Origin of the sequence: Allobosea sp. 2RAB26 (assembly GCF_052115465.1) — a bacterium.
Lineage (GTDB): Bacteria > Pseudomonadota > Alphaproteobacteria > Rhizobiales > Beijerinckiaceae > Allobosea.
The window spans coordinates 127865-146239 of sequence record NZ_JBFRGS010000010.1 but is presented as its reverse complement, the minus strand read 5'-3'; the positions used below and the strand labels follow the sequence as shown (position 1 = coordinate 146239).

Genomic DNA, 18375 nt, shown 5'->3' with positions numbered 1-18375 from the left:
GCAAGACGGCAGCCCGAGCGCTATCGACGGTAAGGCGTCAAGGATAATGGCGGGTTAAGGACGCGCGAGGGTCAGCGTCGCTGCGGCAGCGCGACGGCGGGCAGCTCGTTGCCCGACAGGGGCGCCGCTTCGGCGGCAAAACGCGGGAGGCTGGGCGCGCGCGCCGGGGTCGCCAAGGCAACGGTCAGCTTCTCCGCAGCATCCGGGGACATTGCAGCGAGCACATCCGACATTTTGCGCGGATTCATCTGCTGGACCACGGGAACCAGCACGCTGAGGTTCAGACGGTCGAAGACCTTTGCGGCGTCCTTCGGCTTCATGGTCTCGTACATGATGACGAGGTTCTTGATCGCCTTGCTGTCTTCCTCGGCCTGTTTGGCCTTGGGGCCGTCGACCTTGTCCTCGAGCTGCTTCAGGTCACCGACGCGGCCGTCGAGTTTCTTCTCTGCCGTGTCGAGCAGGCGCTCGCGCATCTCCAATTCGCGCATGCGCGCCTCGATCTCCTCGCGCCGCTCGCCGAGGCGCTCCAGTATCGCGCGCTCGGCAGGCGAGGTGGTCCTGGCGGTGCCATTGAGGACATCGGCCTTGTTGTTCGGGTTGGCCGCGCGTGCAGCCTCGGCCTTCGCCTCTTCCTCCGGATTGGCCTTGGGCTTCTCGATCGTGCCGGTGGTTTCGGGATCGAGGAACGTATCGGGAGCGTGTGCGCGGGCGATGACCTTGGCGAGGCCCCAGACTTCGGGTTCCGTCTTGAGAGGCTGTGCGGCGGGCTGGGTCTTCGCAAGCGCCTGCGCGCTGGCAGGCCCCTTGGCGGGATAAGGCTCCGACGTCCAGGCGATCAGCTTCAGCGCCAGGAGGCCCATGGCGCCGAGGATCACTGCCGGGATGAGGCGGGGCCTCTCGATCACGCCGCCTGACCTTCCAGCCGCTTGGCGGCACGGGCGCGGATCGCGGCGGCGGCGTGCGCGGCATTCGTCAGGCGCGAGACGGTCGGTTCTTCGGCAACCTCGGGCACAGCATCCGCGGCCTTGGGCGCAACCAGCGTGGCGGCGCTGACGATCTGGGCGATGCGTTCCATGACGTCCTGACCGGCTTCGACCTGGGCCGCGAGATCGGCGGCATAGCGCTCGGCCGTACGCAGTCGCTCGGCCAGCGTCCGGTCGCAGTCGCCAAGCGTCAGTTTCAGGCCGGCGATGGCGCGCTCGGCCGTGTCGGTGGCGGAGATCAGGGCGCCGATGGTCTGTCGCATCGCGCCTTCATCCGCCTTGAGCCGCTCGATTCGCTTGGACAGGACATAGCAGGTGATGATGGTGGCGACGAGGAGGCTGGCGACCAGCGCATCGGCGATAAGGGTAATCGTCATGGCGTTGTCCCCGGGCGTCAGATCGGCGAGCCGAGATGGCTGGTGGCGCTGTCGAAGGCTGCGATCGTGGTCTTGGAGCGGCGTAGCGGGCTGACGACCTGGACGGCGATCTTGTCGTCGACGCGCCCGATGCGACCTTCGCTGACCATGAAGTCCCCGCAACGCAGCGAAACCACTGAATCCGGGCGCGCGTCGAACATCAGCGTGTCGCCGATCTCGAGCTTCATCACGCGCTTCAAGGGCATCTGGGTTTCGTGGAGCACGCATTTCACCGCGACGTCCGTCTGCCAGACCTCGGTTGCGAGGTGGTTTTCCCAGATCGGGTCGCGGCCGAGCTTCTCACCCATGAAGCTCTCGAGGAGCAGTTCACGGATCGGCTCGATCGTCGCATAAGGCAGGAGGATGTGCAGCGAGCCGCCGCGCCCCTCCATGTCGAAGCGCAGTTCGACCCGGATCGCTGCGTTGGCAGGGCGCGAAATCGAGACGAAGCGCGGATTGGACTCGATCCGGTCGACCTTGAAATTCACCGGCGAGAGCGGCTGGAATGCCGCTTCGGCATCGCTCAGGACGAGCGCGATCACCCGCTTCAGCAGATTGAATTCGATCGACGTGAAGGGACGCCCGTCGACCCGCGGGGCAGGCTGCCCGCGCTTGCCGCCGAGCATCGTGTCCAGCACCGAGTAGATCAGGGAGGACTCGATCGTGATCAGGCCGAAATTGTCCCATTCCTCTGCCTTGAAGACCGAGAGCATGGCGGGCAGAGAGATCGAGTTGATGTAGTCGCCGAAGCGCACGGAGCGGATGCTCTCGAGGGACACCTCGACGTTGTCGGTGAAGAAGTTGCGCAAGCTGGTCGAGAGCAGCCGAACCAGACGCTCGAAGATGATTTCGAGCATCGGCAGGCGTTCATAGGATACCGAGCCGGATTCGACGATCGCCTGGATGCCGTTGCGACTGTCCTTGTCGTCTCCAGCCGAGAAACCGAGCATCGTGTCGATTTCGTCTTGGCTCATCAGGCGGTCGGTACCGCCTTCGGCCTCGCCTTCCTCCTCGACGGTGTCCGGCATGGTGGCCCATTCCGCCGCCATGTTCTCCGGCGTCAGAGGCTGGTCCTTGGGAAGGCCGCCGGTCTGTTCGAGTTCGCTATCGGCCATGGGACGCTCGGCTGATGGTCAGGGATCGGAGAGGCCGGCTCACTGGACCAGCAGTTCCTTGAACAGCACCGCTTCGACCTTGGCCGGATAGACGGTGACGTTCACGCGACGCAGAAGCTCTTCCTTCAGCCGGTAAATTCCGGCGGAGCCGTCGAGATCGGCGGGGCGCAGCTCGCGCATGAAGACCTGAAAGGCATCCTCGACACGCGGCAGCAGCGGCTTGATCTCCTCGGAGGCCTTGGCATCCGCGATCTCGAGCACGACCTTGATCTTCATGATCGGCTGGCGGTCCTGCTGGCCGCCGCTTGAAATGCCGATCATCATGTCCTTCATTTCGACGAAGGTTGCCGGCTTCTTGACGTTCTTGGCCGCTTCCGCTGCCGCAAGCTGCTCTGGTGAAGGCTTCTTCAGGAAAAACCAGCCACCGCCACCGAGAGCGGCCAGCAGCACAACGCCACCGACGATCATCACGAGCTTCTTCTTGCCCGCCTTCGGCGCGCCGGCGCCGTCTGCGGCCTCGTCGTCGCTGCTCTTGGTCTTCTTGGCCATACCTGTCTGCCCGGGTACCGGAGCGCGGCTCCATTCTGGGCGGCTCACTCCTGCAAATCTGCCGAAACAGGGTTAACGTCTCGTTAAGGACGGCAGTTTTTGCCGGGTCGTTTCTGCCCGTCGACACGCTGTTGCCGAGCGGGTGGCGCAGTCCGGGTTGAATAATATCTCTTATATTTCAAAGCGATGATATCAGTTAACCACGTTGGCACGGGGGTTGCGGTGACTGATCTGCGAAGGCTGCGCTGGGGAGCGTCGAGGCTTTCGCGGGACATGATCGGGAGTTACCGCCGTGGAGAACATGCTTCTCGTCGGCCTGTCGCGCCAGATGGCTCTGGCGCGTGAGCTGGATGTTATCGCCAATAACGTGGCGAATGTCGGCACGAACGGCTTCAAGGCGCGTTCGGCGCGCTTCAATGAGTTTCTCATGCCCCAGGCGAGTGCCGAGGGCTTCAAGGCGCCTGACCGCAAGCTCTCCTATGTCATCGACAAGGGCACCCCGGTCGATCTGTCTCAGGGCGTGATCGAGCGCACCGGCAATCCGCTCGATGTGGCGTTGCGCGGCGACAATTTCCTCGTGGTGCAGACCCCGCAGGGCGAGCGCTATACGCGCGCCGGTTCGCTCTCCATCAATGGCCGCGGCCAGCTCGTCACCCAGGGTGGCCAGCCGGTCCTGGGAGAGGGCGGCCCGATCCAGTTCGGCGATACCGAAACCGGCGCCAGCATCGCTACGGACGGCACTGTGTCGACCAATCTCGGCACGCGCGGCAAGCTCCGCCAGGTGCGTTTCGCCAATCCGGCTGCATTGAGCAGCGACGGCACCAATCTCTTCGCTTCGACCGCTCCGGCTCAGCCGGCCGGGCCACTGGCCCGCCTCGAGCCCGGCGCGGTCGAGACATCCAATGTCAAGGCGGTGATCGAGATGACGCGGCTGATGGAGGTCCAGCGCTCCTACCAGAGCATGGCGAACCTGATGTCGAAATCCGACGAATTGCGCAGCCGGGCGATCTCGCGCCTCGCTGACCAGCAGGCCTGACAGGAAAAGGAGCCAGCACAATGCGCGCCCTTCAGACCGCCGCGACCGGCATGATGGCCCAGGAACTCAACGTTCAGGTCATCTCCAACAACATCGCCAACGTGCGCACCACTGGCTACAAGCGCCAGCGCGTCCACTTTCAGGATCTCCTCTACGAGAACTTTCGTCGGGCCGGTTCCGCCACCTCCGATCAGAACACGCAGGTGCCGGCGGGGACCTTCATCGGCTCGGGCGTCAAGACGGTTTCGACCGGTCGCGTGATGACGCAGGGCAACATGACGTCGACCGAGAAGGAATACGATCTCGCGGTCAAGGGCGAGGGCTTCTTCCGTATCCGCATGCCGGATGGACGGACCGCCTATTCCCGCGACGGCTCGTTCGATCTCGACTCGCAGGGGCAACTCGTCACCCGCGACGGCTATCAGGTCGAGCCGGGCATCACGATCCCGAACAATGCGACCAGCGTCAGCATCAACGCGCAGGGCACGGTCGAAGTCAGGCTCCCCGGCCAGACCGCGCCACAGCAGATCGGGCAGATCCAACTTGCCCGCTTCATCAACAAGGTCGGCCTTGAGTCGCTCGGCGACAACCTCTTCATCGAGACGGCTGCCTCGGGCCAGGCGATCGATGGCGTCGGCGGGGCGGAGGGGTTCGGCACGCTCCAGCAGTATTCGCTCGAAGAAGGCAATGTGCAGGCCGTCATCGAGCTGTCTTCGCTGATCTCGGCCCAGCGTGCCTATGAAATGAATTCCAAGGTCATCACCGCCGCCGACCAGATGCTGTCGGCGACGACCCAGATGTTCCGAGGGTGAGGACCATGCTCATGATCCGCTCCTCCAGCCTTCTTGTTTCCCTGCTCTTCGCTGGATCTGCGCTGGCGGCTCAGCCGCACCAGGCCGCGTCTGTCGCGACGGCCGCCTTGCCGGCGGAAAAGGCGCATCCGGCCCCGGCCCTTCGCCGGATGCAGTTGCGCAACGAACTCACGCTGTCGCGCGACCTCGTCACCTTCGGCGATCTGATCGCTGGCCTTTCCCCGCAGGACGCCGCCATGCCGGCCTTTCGGGCGCCGGCGCTCGGCGAGACCGGCACGATCCAGGCCGCCCGCATCATCGAAGCCGCGAAAAATGGCGGCGTCATCCGCGAGGCCGGCGATATCGACAGCCAGGGCATCGCGCAGGTCGTCGTTACCCGCGCGGCTCGCCGCGTCATGGCCTCCGATGTCGAGGCTGCGGTGAAGACCGGACTGCTGGAACGCTTCGGTGTCGATAGCCGGATCTTTGCGCTGGCCGTGGACGGGGGCACGCCTTCGATTGCGGTCGAGCCTGAACTGACGGGCGCCATGACGGTGGTCGATCTGAGCTATGACGCCCGCTCGCGTCGCCTTCAGGCTTTGCTGACGGTCCCCGGTAGCGCCGCGCTGCGGCTGAAGCCGGTGCGGATCTCGGGGCATCTGGTCGAAACGACGGAAGTCGTGGTTCCGCTCCGCGCGATTGCCCGCGGCGAGACGCTGACCGCCGCAGACGTGATTGTCGAGCGGCGCCCGCGTGAAGGCCAGGGGGGGGAGCTGATCGCCGAGATGAAGGGAGCGGTCGACAAGGTTGCGCGACGTGCGCTGATGGCCGGAATGCCACTGCGCAATGGCGATGTGCAGCGCGAGGAGATCGTCGGCCGCGGCGATCTCGTCACCATCGTCTACGAGGCGCCAGGCCTGCTTCTCACCATGCGTGGGCGCGCCGGAGAGGCTGGCGCGAAGGGCGATGTCGTCAGCGTCACCAATCCGCAATCCAAGCGTGTGTTGCAGGGCACGGTCAGCGGTCCCGGCCGGATCACGGTCAAATCGGCCGGTATCGGCCGCGTCGCCAACGCGCAGTAGTCACGAAGATGCGGAATATCATCATGTCCCAGGCCAAGCTTCTCAGGTTCTCGAGCATCCTTGCGCTCGGTCTCGCGCTCGGCGCCTGCGGCGCTGCCGACCGGCTCGCCAATGTTGGCCAGGCACCAGCGCTCTCGCCGATCGAGGATCCGACCGCGGTGAAGGGCTACAAGCCCGTGCAGATGCCGATGCCGGCAGTCGAACATGCCTCCTTCGCGCCGAACTCGCTGTGGCGCACAGGCTCGCGTGCCTTCTTCAAGGACCAGCGCGCCCGCATGGTCGGGGACCTCGTCACGGTCAAGGTCAAGGTCACCGACCGGGCCCAGCTCGACAACACCACCAAGCGCAGCCGCAAGAACGGCGAGGATTTCGGCGCAGCGAGGATCATGGGGTTCGAGAACAAGCTCGACAAGTTCCTGCCGGACGGCTCCAGCGCAGGCGAATTGCTCAAGCTCGATTCCGAGGGGTCGAGTGAAGGCTCGGGCTCGGTCCGCCGCGCCGAGCAGCTTGCCACCAATGTCGCTGCCGTGGTGACCCAGACCCTGCCGAACGGCAATCTCGTGATCGAAGGCAAGCAGGAGATCCGGGTCAATTTCGAGGTGCGCGAGCTGATCGTCGCCGGTGTGATCCGGCCCGAGGACATCGAATCCGACAACACGATCGATTCCAGCAAGATTGCCCAGGCGCGTATCGCCTACGGAGGCCGCGGTCAGATCACCGATGTCCAGCAGCCGCGCTACGGCCAGCAGGTCATGGATATCCTGCTGCCCTTCTGACGGCCCTTCGAGAAACCCGGCCAGGCAAGGTACGCTCCCCGCCTTTCCCTCCCTGGCCGGCGGGCTGCTTCCTCCCGAGGCAAGCCCCTGTCCCGGATGCCAGCCACGCTCCCCAAGCTTCTATGGTTGGCACCCAGTGAAACCCCGCGCCTCCCGCGCGGGGTTTCCTTCATTCCAACAAAAAAGCCTTTCGCCGGCGGCGAAAGGCTCTCTTCAGACTGTGGATGGCGGAAAAGGTTCAGTCGTCGCGGAAAACACGTTCGTTGCGCTCGTGACGCTCCTGCGCCTCCAGCGAAAGGGTTGCGATCGGCCGGGCCTCGAGGCGCTTGAGCGAGATCGGCTCGCCGGTCTCCTCGCAATAGCCGTAGTTGCCCTCGTCGATCCGTGCGATCGCAGCTTCGATCTTGGCGATCAACTTGCGTTGACGGTCGCGAGCGCGCAGCTCGATCGCGCGATCGGTCTCGGATGAGGCGCGATCGGCGATATCAGGGTGATTCTCGCTCTCGCTCTGCAAGGTGACCAGCGTCTCCTTGGCTTCCTTGAGGATCTCCTCCTTCCAGGCGAGCAGCTTGCTGCGAAAATATTCGCGCTGACGCTCGTTCATAAAGGGTTCGGAGTCGGAGGGTCGGTAGTCGGCGTCCAGGATGATCTGTTTCGACATAGGCGCGCTCTCTGAGTGTCTGTTTCCGGCGTGCCTACCGACTCTGCCTTAGTCGGGCCGCCGATTTGGCGCCCTTATAGCGAGGGAGAGAGACAGTAACAATCGCGATCGATGCAGTTTCAACCAATCTCGCGAAGTCGTTGTCATAAAAATGAAATCCGTCGTTCTCGGGGCATCTTTGCCAAGCTTATCGCAGAGACGTGAGCGCTGCCGCAATGCTCGTTTCGACCTCGCGGGCGACAATCTGACGGTAATGGCTGTGGTCGAAGAAATTGGAAGGCTCACGGATCAGGGGCGTGTCGCGACGCAGATCGACAAGCTTCGTTGCAGGGCGTTCGTCGGCTAGCGCCTGGAAAGCGGCCCGGCAGGCCGCCTCGGCGCGCCCCTCGGGACTGCCAGGTGCCGGCAGCGCGGTAATATGGAGCGGCGGACGCACCAGCACCACGGGAGCGCCCTTTGATTCTGCTTCAAGGAGAGCAGCGAGCGCGGTGGCCGCCGGGAAAGGTCCGGTTTCGTTGCCACCACTCATATCCTGGTGCTCGAGCAACCTGCGTCGAAGCTCGGGCTTTTCGACATATCCCAGGCCGACATAGCCAGCCTCATAGTCCCAGTATCCATCCGGGCTAGCGCGTTTCGGTGCGTTCCTGATCTCATATCGGATGCGGCGCGGCAGTTCTTCGACGACGTCGTAGCGCATCAATCCGAAGAGATACTCCGCGAAATTGCGGCTGAAGAGCCAGAACGGGAAGGGTTTGCTGACGGGCATGGCCGGGTCGGGCGTGCACCAGGTGTGGTCGACGCTGATGACCAGAGCCTTGGCCGGTTCTTGCCTATGGCGCAGGTACCAGTCGATCAGCACCAGCGTCTCCTTGGGGCCTGTCGCGGGGGCGATCAGCGAGACGAAGGGGATTCCCGTCAGCGTTTTCAGCAGGTCGGGTTTGACCAGTTGGATATGGGAATTGCCGAATATCGCTCCCGAGAATGCAGGGTCGCGGCCGCGGCTGGCGGCGGCTGTGCGCGGACCCTGCGGGCGAACGCCCTGCTTCAATGACAGTGGTGAGCGCCCGCTGTCATAGGGGTCGATCAGGATGGCTGCGGCGAAGAAGGCGGCTAGCAAGAGGCCTCCCGCAGTCAGAGAGACGCGGATAAACCGCTGCCAGCTCATTCCTGCGGCGGGGTTGGCCTCGGCGCTGAGCCGTTCAGAACTGGAAGTAGATGAATTCATAATTGGCGTCGTCGCCGATCTTGAACAACACAAGGACGAAGAGCACTGCCATCAGCACGGCGATCCACCGCGCCGGCGGCAGCCGGTGCACCAGGGCCCATGCGGTCGGGCCGAGCATCGCAAAGGCGGCTGCGGGCAGCAAAGCGCGCCATTTGAAGCCGGAGCCGAAGGGCGCGAAGCCGAAGAGGCCCTTGTAGATCGTCAGCGCCGCCGGGAAGGAGGAGGCGCGGAACAAGACCCAGCACAGCGTCACAAAGAGCAGGGTCAGGGCCCAGCCGAGCAGCGCCGGCATCGGCAGCTTGGCACGGCGCCAGAGCAGGCAGATGATCAGGGCCACGCCATGGGCGACGCCCCAGGCGATGAAGGTGAGGCCGGCGCCATGCCAGAGGCCACCAAGCGCCATGGTGGCGAAGAGCGCCCAGATCTGGGTCGGCAGTCCCCGGCGCGAGCCGCCCATCCAGATGTAGAGGTAGTCGCGGAGGAAGCGCGACAGCGTCATGTGCCAGCGCCGCCAGAAATCCTGGATGCTGATGCTGCGATAGGGCACATCGAAATTCTGCGGCAGCACGATGCCGAAGAGAAGGGCCAGGCCGAGCGCCATGTCGGTATAGCCGGAGAAGTCGAAATAGATCTGGAAGGTGAAGGCAAGTGTGCCTTGCCAGGCCTCGGCTACTGAAACGACCTGTCCGGCAGCTGCCGCGGCGAAGACGGGGTTGGCGTATTCGGCCAGCGGGTCGCCGAGCAGCACCTTCTTGGCGAGACCGGCAGTCAGGAGCATCAGCCCACGTGCGATGCGTTCGGCCGCGTCGGATCGCAAATAGGGTCGTTCGTCGAACTGATGCATGATCTCGCGCCAGCGCACCAGCGGTCCGGCAAGCACCTGCGGGAAGAAGGCGATGTAGAGCGCATAGCGCACCAGATCGTAGCGCGGGGCCTCGCCGCGCCTGAGATCCGTCAGGTACATCACATGGTGGAAGGTAAAGAAGGAGATGCCGAGCGGAAGCGCCAGATCAAGCTTGGGGACGGGTAATCCCGGAACCATGCCTGCGAACTCAGCGAAAAAATTGAAGTATTTGAACAGCGCCAGCACGGCGAGGTTGAGTGCGATCGCCAGCGAAATCAGGCCGCTTCGCTTGGTCTTCAGGAAGGCTTCTGCGATCCACCAGTTGAGCAGGATCGAGAAAGCCAGCAGCGGGACGAAGCGCCAGTCCCAATAGCCGTAGAAGACAAAGGACAGGAGCGCCAGAACAGGCAGCCGCAGGCTTGGCTGAAAACGCTCGACCAGCCAGTGCAGGGCGAGTGCAAGCGGCAAGAAGCCGAGCAGGAAGACGAAGGAATTGAACAGCATCGAGAGCGGGAAATCTCTTGGGGGCGAGCGCCGCCTTAGACGATTATCTCCCAGGAGTCATGTCCGGGGTCGCGGGCCGGGAGGCTCGGCGAAGCGGGCTTCCGCACGAAAATGCTCGTCAGTCGCGCAGTTATTCCGATCTGCAAAGCATGCGCGTCGTTCTGTGTCTCTTGTCGAAAGCGTATTATTCTCATTAGAATAATTATAATAAATATTAGCGTGATAAATATCGTAATATTGTTGATGCGCTACGAAACAATGCTAGTCAGTCGCGCGGGCGCCGCCGCCTTGCTCTGAAACAATCGTAGTAGCCGTGTCAAAAGGACTGCCCATATTCTTGCTGTTGGGACTGCTCTGGTCTGTAGCCAGTGCGCTCGGTCTCGTTTCGCCCTTCCTGCTGCCTGGGCCGGTCGCGGTCATGGAGGCGGGACGTCAACTCATCGCCGATGGCTCCCTTGTCAGGCATGTGGCGATCAGCTTGCAGCGCGTGATCCTCGGCTATGGCCTTTCCGTCGCCACTGCCTTGCCCCTGGCTCTGCTGTTCGGTCTGCTGCCGCGGTTGCGCGCGCTGGTCGAGCCGGCGCTCGAATTCCTGCGCCAGGTTCCGCCGCTTGCGCTGCTGCCGCTGCTGATCCTGTGGCTCGGTATCGGCGAAGTGCAGAAGATCGGTGTGATCGTGCTCTCTTGCTTCTTTCCGATCTTCCTGGGAGCCCTTGGGGGGATTGCCCAGGCGGATCCGAAGCTCGTCGAGGTCGGCCGGGCTTGCGGCCTGAACAGCTCGGAAATTCTGCGTCGGATCGTTCTTCCGGCCTCGCTTCCGGCCCTCGTCGTCGGTCTGCGGATCGGGCTCGGCTACAGTTGGCGGGCTCTGGTCGGAGCCGAGTTGATCGCGTCGAGCTCGGGGCTCGGCTACATGATCATCGACGCCCAGAATCTTGCGCGCACCGACATTGTTCTCGTCGGGGTCTTTGTCATCGGCGTGCTCGGGCTGATCGCCGATGCCCTGGCCCGGGCCGCGATCCGCCGCAGCGCGCCGTGGCTGCGCTCCCATCTGGAGCTCGGCCGTGTTTGAGGCCCGCAATCTCGGTATGAACTATTCGGTGGCGGGGCGCAGCGTCGCCGCTCTCGAAGGCGTCGATCTCGATCTGCCGCGCGGCAGCTTCACAGCGATCGTGGGGCGCAGCGGCTGCGGCAAGACCACGTTGCTGCGTATCCTGGCCGGGCTTGCCGAGCCGACGTCCGGCACATTGAGTTTTGCTGGCGGCGGGCGCCCGCGCATCGGCTATGTCTTCCAGGAGCCGCGGTTGATGCCGTGGCTCAGCGTCGCGCGCAACGCCGGGTTCGGGCTCCGCGGCCGCATCCCGCAAGAGGTCATCGATCAGCGCGTCGGCGAAGCGTTGGCCCTCGTCGGGCTTTCGGGATTTGCAGAGGCAACGCCCGAGCAGCTCTCGGGCGGCATGGCGCAGCGGGTTGCGATTGCCCGCGCGCTCGTCCTCGAACCGGACCTTTTGCTCATGGACGAGCCCTTTGGCGCGCTCGACGCCTTCACACGCCGCACCATGCAGCAGGAGCTCGTCGAAATCTGGCGTAAGCGCCGGCCGACCGTCGTCTTCGTCACCCATGACGTCGAGGAGGCGGTTCTGCTTGGCGAGGCCATTGCCGAATTGTCGGTGGGCCGGCTCGTCGGTTTGCGCCGGGTCGATCTTCCCTACCCGCGAGACCCTACGGATCCCGCGCTGCTCGCCCATCGCCGTGCCGTGCTCGAGCGCCTGCTCGAAACGAGCAGGCATCCCTTACAGAAGGAGATTGTGTCGTGAAACTTCTGAAGCTGATCGCCCTTGCGGTCATCGTTGCGGCTGCACCTGCGATCTCGGTCCATGCTGCCGACAAGCCATCGAGCGTGCGCGTTACTTATGTGGCGTCACCCTTCAACGTTCCCTCCATTGTCATGCGCAAGAAGGGCTTTCTCGAGGAAGCTTTTGCGGCGGCGGGCATCAACAAGGTCGAGAATCCCGAGATCACCTCGGGCGCGGCGCAGATCCAGGCGCTTGCCGCCGGTGCGGTCGACATTGCCAGCGTACTGGGCGGGACCTCGGCCATTCTCGGGCGGGCGAACGGCATCGACCTCAAGGTGATTGCCGCCTATTCGCGTTCGCCCAAGGCCTTCTTCGTGATGACGACGGCGAACGGCCCTGCTTCGGTCAAGGATCTGAAGGGCAAGAGCGTGGGCGGCCCCAAGGGGACGACGCTGAACCAGCTCCTGGCCGCGGCGCTGGCCGCCAATGGCATGAAGCTCGGCGATGTCGAGTATCTCAACATGGATATCCCGGCGGCGCGGGCAGCACTTCTGGCGGGCAAGGTTGATGCGGCGACGCTGGCCGGCGCCAATGCCCTGCAGGTGGAAGCTGCCGGCGGGCGCATCCTGGCGAGCGGCGAGGGGCTGATCGCTCCGACCTCGGTGATCGCGGTACGAACCGATTTTCTCCGGGACTATCCGGACCTGGTGCAGGCCTATCTCGCAGCTCACGGCAAGGCACTCGCGTTCATGAAGACCGATCCCGAGGAAGCCCTGAAGATCGCGGCCGAGGACCAGAAGATCTCGGTCGAGGACGCGCGCAAGCAACTGCCCTGGTATGATTTCACGCTCGCCATGACCGATGCCGATGTGAAGAACCTTGAAGCCGATCAATCCTTCATGATCGAGGCCGGCATGTTGCAGAAGACCATCGACATGCGCCGCGACCTCATCGATCCGATGGCGTTCAAACCGTGATCGACGCCATCCTCCTTGATTGCGAGCAGAGCGAGACCGGTGCCCAGGCCCTGATCACGGATCTCGCGCTCGGCCCGCGAATCGACCTCGTGCCGTTCTACGATCTCGAACGGACCGCGCTTTCCCGCACGCGCGGCCTGCTGCTCGGATTGCATTCGGACCAGCGCTATCTTGCCTCGCGCCGGGGACAGCTTGAAGCCTTCCTGGCCGGTGGCGGCACGATCGTCGTCTGCGGCCATATCGGGCACCCTTTCCTGGCCGAACTCTCGCGGTTCCAGCCGATCCCCGGCTATCGGGTCGACGATCTCGCGGTCAACCGAGAGGCGGAGCACCCGGTCTGGGCCGGCGTCGATCCTGCGGATCTCTCGAAGCGGCGCGGCGTGGCGGGCTTCTATGGGCGCGGTTCCAACCCGCCACCGCCCGGTGCGCGCATCATCAACAGCCTGGGACCGAGCCGGTCTCCGGTCGATTTCGATTGCCGGCCGGCGGTGGGAGGGCGGTTGCTGGTCCATGCCGGCGCGGATTTGTGGGGCTATTTCGGCTCGGGCAACAGCTCGGAGCGGATCATGCCGCAACTGTTCGACTGGATCGCCAAGCCATCGGAGGCAGCATGACACTCGCGGTGCTGGACGGCGGAACCTATTACCACCAGGAAGCAATCTATGGTCAGCGGCTCGGTGGTCGCTTCGACCGGACGATCTACGCGCCTGAACTGGCTGCGGCCGACCTTGCCGGCTGCGACGCCCTGATGGTGGCGGATCGCATTCATCCGGGCGTTCTGCGGGGCAAGCGCCCGATCCTCCTCGACTATCTGGCCGGTGGCGGCACCCTGATCGTGCTTGGCGAGAACAGCGCCCAGCAATGGGCGCCCGGCGTCTCATGGGAGTTCCGTCCGACCAATTTCTGGTGGTGGCTGGAGCAGGGTGCCGATCCCGGCCACCGCATCGTCGCGCCCGATCACGAACTTTTTCGCCATGTCGGGATGAAGGAGCTGGTCTGGCACTATCACGGCCTGCTGACGCCACCGCCGGGGGCGACCTCACTGGTGGACATCACGCCGGATGGCGACCCTCAGGGCAAGGGCGGCTCGATCCTCTACGACCACCGTCATGTTGGCGGTGGGGCCGGGCGCATGATCGTGACCACGCTCGACCCGTTCTACCATCATGGCAGCTTCTTCATGCCGGCGGCCTCGCGCTTTCTGGGCAAGCTGCTCGACTGGACGGATGAGGCGTTCCGAACCCCGGGATAGCACCCCAGCGAGAGAGACCCCGTACTCCGGTTCGATCCGTTACTTGCAAAATGATAGTAACTGGTCTAGCCGGAGTGAGCATGCAATCCAGGCCCGCTTCACTCTCCGAATGCCCCTGCGCGCGGACGGTCGAAACCGTCTGCGAATGGTGGAGCCTCCTGATCCTGCGCGATGCGTTCCGTGGGCTCACGCGCTTCGACGAGTTTCAGGCGAGTCTCGGCATTGCGCCCAATATGCTGGCTCGCCGTCTCAAGCATCTCACGCAGAGCGGCCTGTTCGAGCGGCGGCTCTATCGCGAGCGGCCAAAGCGATATGAGTACCTGCTGACCGCCAAGGGGCGGGACTTCTTCCCGGTGATTGCGGCAATGCTCGCCTGGGGCAACCGGCATCTCGCCCCCGAGGGCGTGTCCGTGCTGCTGGCAGGGCGCGTTTCCGGCCAGCCGCTCGAACCGATCCTGGTCGATGCCGCCAGCGCGACGCCGATCACGTCCGATAATGTCGCTCTCATTCCCGGTCCGCGAGCCAGCGAACAGATGCGCCGGCACATTGCCGCGCAGAGAGGTTTGCGACCGCTCTGTCCCTCTCACATCGAATAGGATCTGCCGATGCGCCGCGTCGTTGTAACCGGTATGGGCGTTGTCTCGCCCCTGGGCTGTGGAACCGAACTGACGTGGTCGCGGCTGCTCGCCGGCCGTTCCGGGCTGCGGCGCCTGCCCGACAGCATTGTCGAGACCCTGCCGGCCAAGGTTGCCGGTGCCGTGCCGACGAAGGCGGAGGACGCTGAGGGGGGCTTCGATCCCGACAGCGCTATTGCTCCCAAGGACCAGCGCAAGATGGATCGCTTCATTCAGTTCGCGCTGGTGGCGGCGAAGGAGGCGCTGGAGCAGGCCGGCTGGGCGCCGACCGATGACGTGCAGCGGGAGCGCACCGCGACGGTCATCGCCTCCGGCATTGGCGGCTTTCCCGCGATCGCCGAAGCGGTGCGCATCACCGATACGCGCGGTGTGCGACGGCTTTCGCCCTTCACGATCCCGTCCTTCCTGGTCAATCTTGCGGCTGGTCATGTCTCGATCGACCACGGCTTCAAGGGGCCGATCGGTGCGCCGGTCACGGCCTGCGCCGCTGGCGTGCAGGCGATCGGCGATGCGGCGCGGCTGATCCGGGCGGGAGAGGCCGATATCGCGCTCTGCGGCGGCGCCGAGGCCTGCATCGATCTTGTCGCGCTTGGTGGCTTTGCCGCGGCGCGTGCGCTCTCGACCGGCTTCAATGGCGAGCCCGAGCGTGCCTCACGCCCCTTCGACCGGGACCGCGACGGTTTCGTCATGGGCGAGGGCGCCGGCATGCTGGTGATCGAGGCCCTGGAGCATGCGCAGGCGCGAGGGGCTGCGCCGCTGGCCGAGATCACTGGCTATGGCACCAGTGCCGATGCCTATCACATCACCTCAGGCCCGGAAGATGGTTCGGGCGCGCGGCGCGCCATGGAGATCGCCCTGAAACAGGCCGGCCTGCAGCCGCACGATATCCGTCATCTCAATGCGCACTCGACCTCGACGCCGGTCGGCGACCGAGGCGAATTGGCGGCAATCAGAGCGCTTTTCGGTTCGGAGCGCAGCATCGCGATCAGCGCCACCAAATCGGCGACGGGGCACCTGCTCGGCGCGGCCGGCGGGCTGGAAGCGATCTTCACCATCCTGGCGCTGCGCGACCAGATCGCGCCGCCGACGCTCAATCTCGACAATCCGGACGAGGATGCGGCGGGGCTCGATCTCGTGGCTAAGGAGGCCCGCCCGCTCCAGATGGAGCATGCCATCTCGAACGGTTTCGGCTTTGGCGGGGTGAATGCGAGCGCGGTATTCAGGCGCTGGCAGTAGCTCGCGTCAGCTCACAGCGGAATATTGTCGTGCTTGCGCCAGGGCCGCTCGACGTTTTTGGTTCTGAGCATGGCCAGGGCCCGGGCGATCCGGCGACGGGTCGAGTGCGGCATGATCACCTCGTCGACATAACCGCGCTCGGCGGCGACGAAGGGCGACATGAAGCGGTCCTCATATTCCTTGGTCTGGCGTGCGATGGTCTCGGCATCGCCGCCGCGGAAGATGATCTCCACCGCGCCCTTGGCGCCCATCACCGCGATCTGCGCCGTCGGCCAGGCATAGTTGACGTCGGCGCCGATATGTTTTGAGGCCATCACGTCATAGGCGCCGCCGAATGCCTTGCGGGTGATGACCGTGACCAGCGGTACCGTGCATTCGCTATAGGCGAAGAGCAGCTTGGCGCCGTGCTTGATCAGTCCGCCGTATTCCTGCGCCGTGCCCGGCAGGAAGCCCGGCACGTCGACGAAGGTGACGATCGGGATCTCGAAGGCGTCGCAATAGCGCACGAAGCGGGCCGCCTTACGGCTGGCATCGGAATCGAGCACGCCGGCGAGCACCATGGGCTGGTTGGCGACGACGCCGACGGTGCGGCCCTCGATGCGGCCGAATCCGGTGACGATATTGCCGGCATAGGCCGCCTGGATCTCGAAGAAGTCGCCCTCGTCGAGCGTCTTCAGGATCAGTTCCTTGATGTCATAGGGTTTGTTCGGATTGTCGGGTACGAGCGTGTCGAGGCTCATGTCGACACGGTCCGGCACGTCGAAACTCGGCCATTCCGGGACGCCGACCGTGTTGTTGGCCGGCAGGAAGTCGATCAGCCGGCGCACCTGCAGCAGTGCCTCGACATCGTTCTCGAAGGAGCCGTCGGCCACCGAGGATTTCGAGGTGTGGACCTTGGCCCCGCCCAGCTCCTCGGACGTGACGGTCTCGTTGGTGACGGTCTTCACCACCTCCGGGCCGGTGACGAACATGTAGCTAGTGTCGCGGACCATGAAGATGAAGTCGGTCATCGCCGGGGAATAGACGTCGCCGCCAGCGCAGGGGCCCATGATCACCGAGATCTGGGGAATGACGCCCGAGGCCGTGACATTGCGCTTGAAGACCTCGCCGTAGCCGCCGAGCGCCGCGACGCCTTCCTGGATGCGGGCGCCGCCCGCGTCGAACAGGCCGACGATCGGGGCCCGCATCTTCAGCGCCATGTCCTGGATCTTGGTGATCTTCTGGGCATGTGTTTCGGAGAGCGAGCCGCCGAAGACGGTGAAGTCCTTGGAGAAGACGAAGACGGTGCGCCCATTGACGGTGCCCCAGCCAGTGACGACGCCGTCACCCGGGATCTTCTCACCCTTCTCCATGCCGAAATCGACGCAGCGGTGCTGCACGAACATGTCGAATTCTTCGAAGGAGCCGTGATCGAGCAGGAGTTCGATACGCTCGCGAGCGGTCAGCTTGCCGCGCTTGTGCTGCGCCTCGATGCGCCTGTCGCCGCCACCCTTGCGCGCGCCCTCGCGGCGGGATTCAAGCTGCTCGAGAATGTCCTTCATGGAAATGCCCCGTCGCCGGTCAGAACGCCTGCGTTCCGGCTTAAGGGGCGAAGGCCATGCTGTCCATCAGCCGTTCGTTCGGGCTTGCGCTATCCGTGTTGGAGCAGAAGCACGGCCGCCGCGAATTCCTGGCGGCGGATCGTTCGCCTGGCGGCGGCGTCCTCATCCTGTCCCCAGATCTCGATCTGATAGTCCTCGTCGAGATGGGCGGCAGTCCATGCCTGCTCTTCGTCCAGCCGTCCGTCGGCGAGGGCCAGCATGAGAATGGCCGAGCCTGAAAGTGTCATCACATTATGCGCTCCGGCGAGCGCCAGAGGCGCGGAGAGATCGGCAACACGCCGGGCGACGGCGTCGAGCAAGCCGGCCGGTTGCGCGGCAAACATCACGCCCTCAGTGAGGGTGAAGCGTGCGTCGAGGGCGGCCTCGGTGCCGGCGATGATCGGGTCCCAGACATCACGCTGGCGCTCGACCAGATTGTCCGGTTCGCTGGCGCGATAGCAGAGCGCGTCGCTGCCGGCATAGCGTACGATCTCGGCGCGCACGGCTTCATGCTGGTCGGACACGCCATCGAGCGCGGAATTGACCAGTCGTGTCAGCGGCATGACGGCGGGGTCGATCCGCTCGCCCTGCGCCTGCCATTCCGCGGCGAGTGCCTCGGCGACCGGGCGCGAGGTGATGGCCAAGGGATTCCGGGCCGGGGTCCGGGCCGTCCGGCCATCGAGCGCGACATGGAAGAGCCCGTCGCGTTCGAGCACACCAGCGGTTTCGTAGAAGCGCTTGGGCAGGGCGTTGCGCATCGCGCTTTGCGCCGCGGCAACGGGATCGGGCTGAGGCGAGCCGGGCGCACCGAACCGCTGGAGAAATGCATCTGTCGACATGCGGGTCCCATAGCGCATTCGGCGCAGGCGGGAAACGGTCCTGGCGGCGGTTGACGTTAGGAGGAGCGTGCTCTAAAC

20 protein-coding genes are annotated in these 18375 nt (G+C 64.6%); 11 read left to right on the top strand and 9 right to left on the bottom strand.

Annotated features, from left to right (window positions below; all coding sequences use genetic code 11):
* Positions 1-71: 71 nt before the first annotated feature.
* From AB4118_RS20550 to fliL, 4 genes are read right to left on the bottom strand one after another with little or no spacing between them, the layout of a single operon-like run.
* Positions 72-905, bottom strand: coding sequence for a MotE family protein (locus tag AB4118_RS20550; protein WP_441491490.1), 834 nt, complete (start codon positions 903-905; stop codon positions 72-74).
* A complete protein-coding gene (locus tag AB4118_RS20545; RefSeq protein WP_441491489.1) occupies positions 902-1360 on the bottom strand; it encodes a DUF6468 domain-containing protein in 459 nt (152 codons plus the stop codon). The genes AB4118_RS20550 and AB4118_RS20545 overlap by 4 nt, the downstream gene beginning before the upstream one ends.
* 17 nt (positions 1361-1377) lie before the next feature.
* Complete coding sequence (gene fliM, locus AB4118_RS20540) at positions 1378-2514, bottom strand: flagellar motor switch protein FliM (protein ID WP_113513509.1); 1137 nt, start codon at positions 2512-2514, stop codon at positions 1378-1380.
* 39 nt (positions 2515-2553) lie between these two features.
* Positions 2554-3063 carry a flagellar basal body-associated protein FliL gene (gene fliL, locus AB4118_RS20535; RefSeq protein WP_441491488.1) on the bottom strand — a complete coding sequence of 170 codons (510 nt, stop codon included), beginning with the start codon at positions 3061-3063 and terminating at the stop codon, positions 2554-2556.
* A gap of 292 nt (positions 3064-3355) precedes the next feature.
* Between fliL and flgF the strand changes: the two genes are divergently transcribed.
* From flgF to flgH, 4 genes are read left to right on the top strand one after another with little or no spacing between them, the layout of a single operon-like run.
* Positions 3356-4099: a flagellar basal-body rod protein FlgF gene (flgF, locus tag AB4118_RS20530; protein WP_069879978.1), complete on the top strand. Its 744-nt coding sequence runs from the start codon at positions 3356-3358 to the stop codon at positions 4097-4099.
* Between the two features lie 20 nt (positions 4100-4119).
* Positions 4120-4911 carry a flagellar basal-body rod protein FlgG gene (flgG, locus tag AB4118_RS20525; protein WP_069879979.1) on the top strand — a complete coding sequence of 264 codons (792 nt, stop codon included), beginning with the start codon at positions 4120-4122 and terminating at the stop codon, positions 4909-4911.
* Positions 4912-4922: 11 nt separating this feature from the next.
* Positions 4923-5972 carry a flagellar basal body P-ring formation chaperone FlgA gene (flgA, locus tag AB4118_RS20520; RefSeq protein ID WP_441491487.1) on the top strand — a complete coding sequence of 350 codons (1050 nt, stop codon included), beginning with the start codon at positions 4923-4925 and terminating at the stop codon, positions 5970-5972.
* A gap of 23 nt (positions 5973-5995) precedes the next feature.
* On the top strand, positions 5996-6748 hold the full coding sequence (flgH, locus tag AB4118_RS20515; protein ID WP_441491486.1) for a flagellar basal body L-ring protein FlgH: 753 nt from the start codon (positions 5996-5998) through the stop codon (positions 6746-6748).
* A gap of 238 nt (positions 6749-6986) precedes the next feature.
* On the opposite strand, the gene dksA is transcribed toward flgH, so the two are convergent.
* From dksA to AB4118_RS20500, 3 genes are all read right to left on the bottom strand, one after another.
* The gene (dksA, locus tag AB4118_RS20510; protein WP_113513504.1) at positions 6987-7409 is read right to left on the bottom strand and encodes an RNA polymerase-binding protein DksA; all 423 of its coding nucleotides are present in this window, start codon (positions 7407-7409) and stop codon (positions 6987-6989) included.
* Between the two features lie 187 nt (positions 7410-7596).
* Entirely contained in the window at positions 7597-8526 is a 930-nt protein-coding gene (locus AB4118_RS20505; protein WP_441491485.1) for a hypothetical protein, read from the bottom strand.
* 82 nt (positions 8527-8608) lie between these two features.
* A complete protein-coding gene (locus AB4118_RS20500; protein WP_441491484.1) occupies positions 8609-9982 on the bottom strand; it encodes an MBOAT family O-acyltransferase in 1374 nt (457 codons plus the stop codon).
* Between the two features lie 337 nt (positions 9983-10319).
* Here AB4118_RS20500 and AB4118_RS20495 point away from each other — a divergent pair, with 337 nt between their 5' ends.
* From AB4118_RS20495 to fabF, 7 genes are all read left to right on the top strand, one after another.
* The gene (locus AB4118_RS20495; protein ID WP_441491483.1) at positions 10320-11054 is read left to right on the top strand and encodes an ABC transporter permease; all 735 of its coding nucleotides are present in this window, start codon (positions 10320-10322) and stop codon (positions 11052-11054) included.
* Positions 11047-11799, top strand: coding sequence for an ABC transporter ATP-binding protein (locus tag AB4118_RS20490; protein ID WP_441491482.1), 753 nt, complete (start codon positions 11047-11049; stop codon positions 11797-11799). Before AB4118_RS20495 ends, AB4118_RS20490 begins: the two co-directional genes overlap by 8 nt.
* Positions 11796-12755: an ABC transporter substrate-binding protein gene (locus AB4118_RS20485; protein WP_441491481.1), complete on the top strand. Its 960-nt coding sequence runs from the start codon at positions 11796-11798 to the stop codon at positions 12753-12755. The genes AB4118_RS20490 and AB4118_RS20485 overlap by 4 nt, the downstream gene beginning before the upstream one ends.
* Positions 12752-13369, top strand: a complete 618-nt coding sequence (locus tag AB4118_RS20480; protein WP_441491480.1) for a hypothetical protein — start codon at positions 12752-12754, stop codon at positions 13367-13369. The genes AB4118_RS20485 and AB4118_RS20480 overlap by 4 nt, the downstream gene beginning before the upstream one ends.
* Positions 13366-14007: a hypothetical protein gene (locus AB4118_RS20475; RefSeq protein WP_441491479.1), complete on the top strand. Its 642-nt coding sequence runs from the start codon at positions 13366-13368 to the stop codon at positions 14005-14007. The genes AB4118_RS20480 and AB4118_RS20475 overlap by 4 nt, the downstream gene beginning before the upstream one ends.
* An 80-nt stretch (positions 14008-14087) precedes the next feature.
* Positions 14088-14603 carry a winged helix-turn-helix transcriptional regulator gene (locus tag AB4118_RS20470; RefSeq protein ID WP_441491478.1) on the top strand — a complete coding sequence of 172 codons (516 nt, stop codon included), beginning with the start codon at positions 14088-14090 and terminating at the stop codon, positions 14601-14603.
* A gap of 9 nt (positions 14604-14612) precedes the next feature.
* Positions 14613-15878 carry a beta-ketoacyl-ACP synthase II gene (gene fabF, locus AB4118_RS20465; protein WP_441491477.1) on the top strand — a complete coding sequence of 422 codons (1266 nt, stop codon included), beginning with the start codon at positions 14613-14615 and terminating at the stop codon, positions 15876-15878.
* A gap of 11 nt (positions 15879-15889) precedes the next feature.
* On the opposite strand, the gene AB4118_RS20460 is transcribed toward fabF, so the two are convergent.
* Both AB4118_RS20460 and AB4118_RS20455 read right to left on the bottom strand, forming a co-directional pair.
* The gene (locus AB4118_RS20460) at positions 15890-17419 is read right to left on the bottom strand and encodes an acyl-CoA carboxylase subunit beta (protein ID WP_441491476.1); all 1530 of its coding nucleotides are present in this window, start codon (positions 17417-17419) and stop codon (positions 15890-15892) included.
* Positions 17420-17508: 89 nt separating this feature from the next.
* Positions 17509-18297 (bottom strand): ATP12 family chaperone protein, encoded by a 789-nt coding sequence (locus AB4118_RS20455; protein WP_441491475.1) that lies wholly within the window; start codon positions 18295-18297, stop codon positions 17509-17511.
* Between the last annotated feature and the right edge of the window lie 78 nt (positions 18298-18375).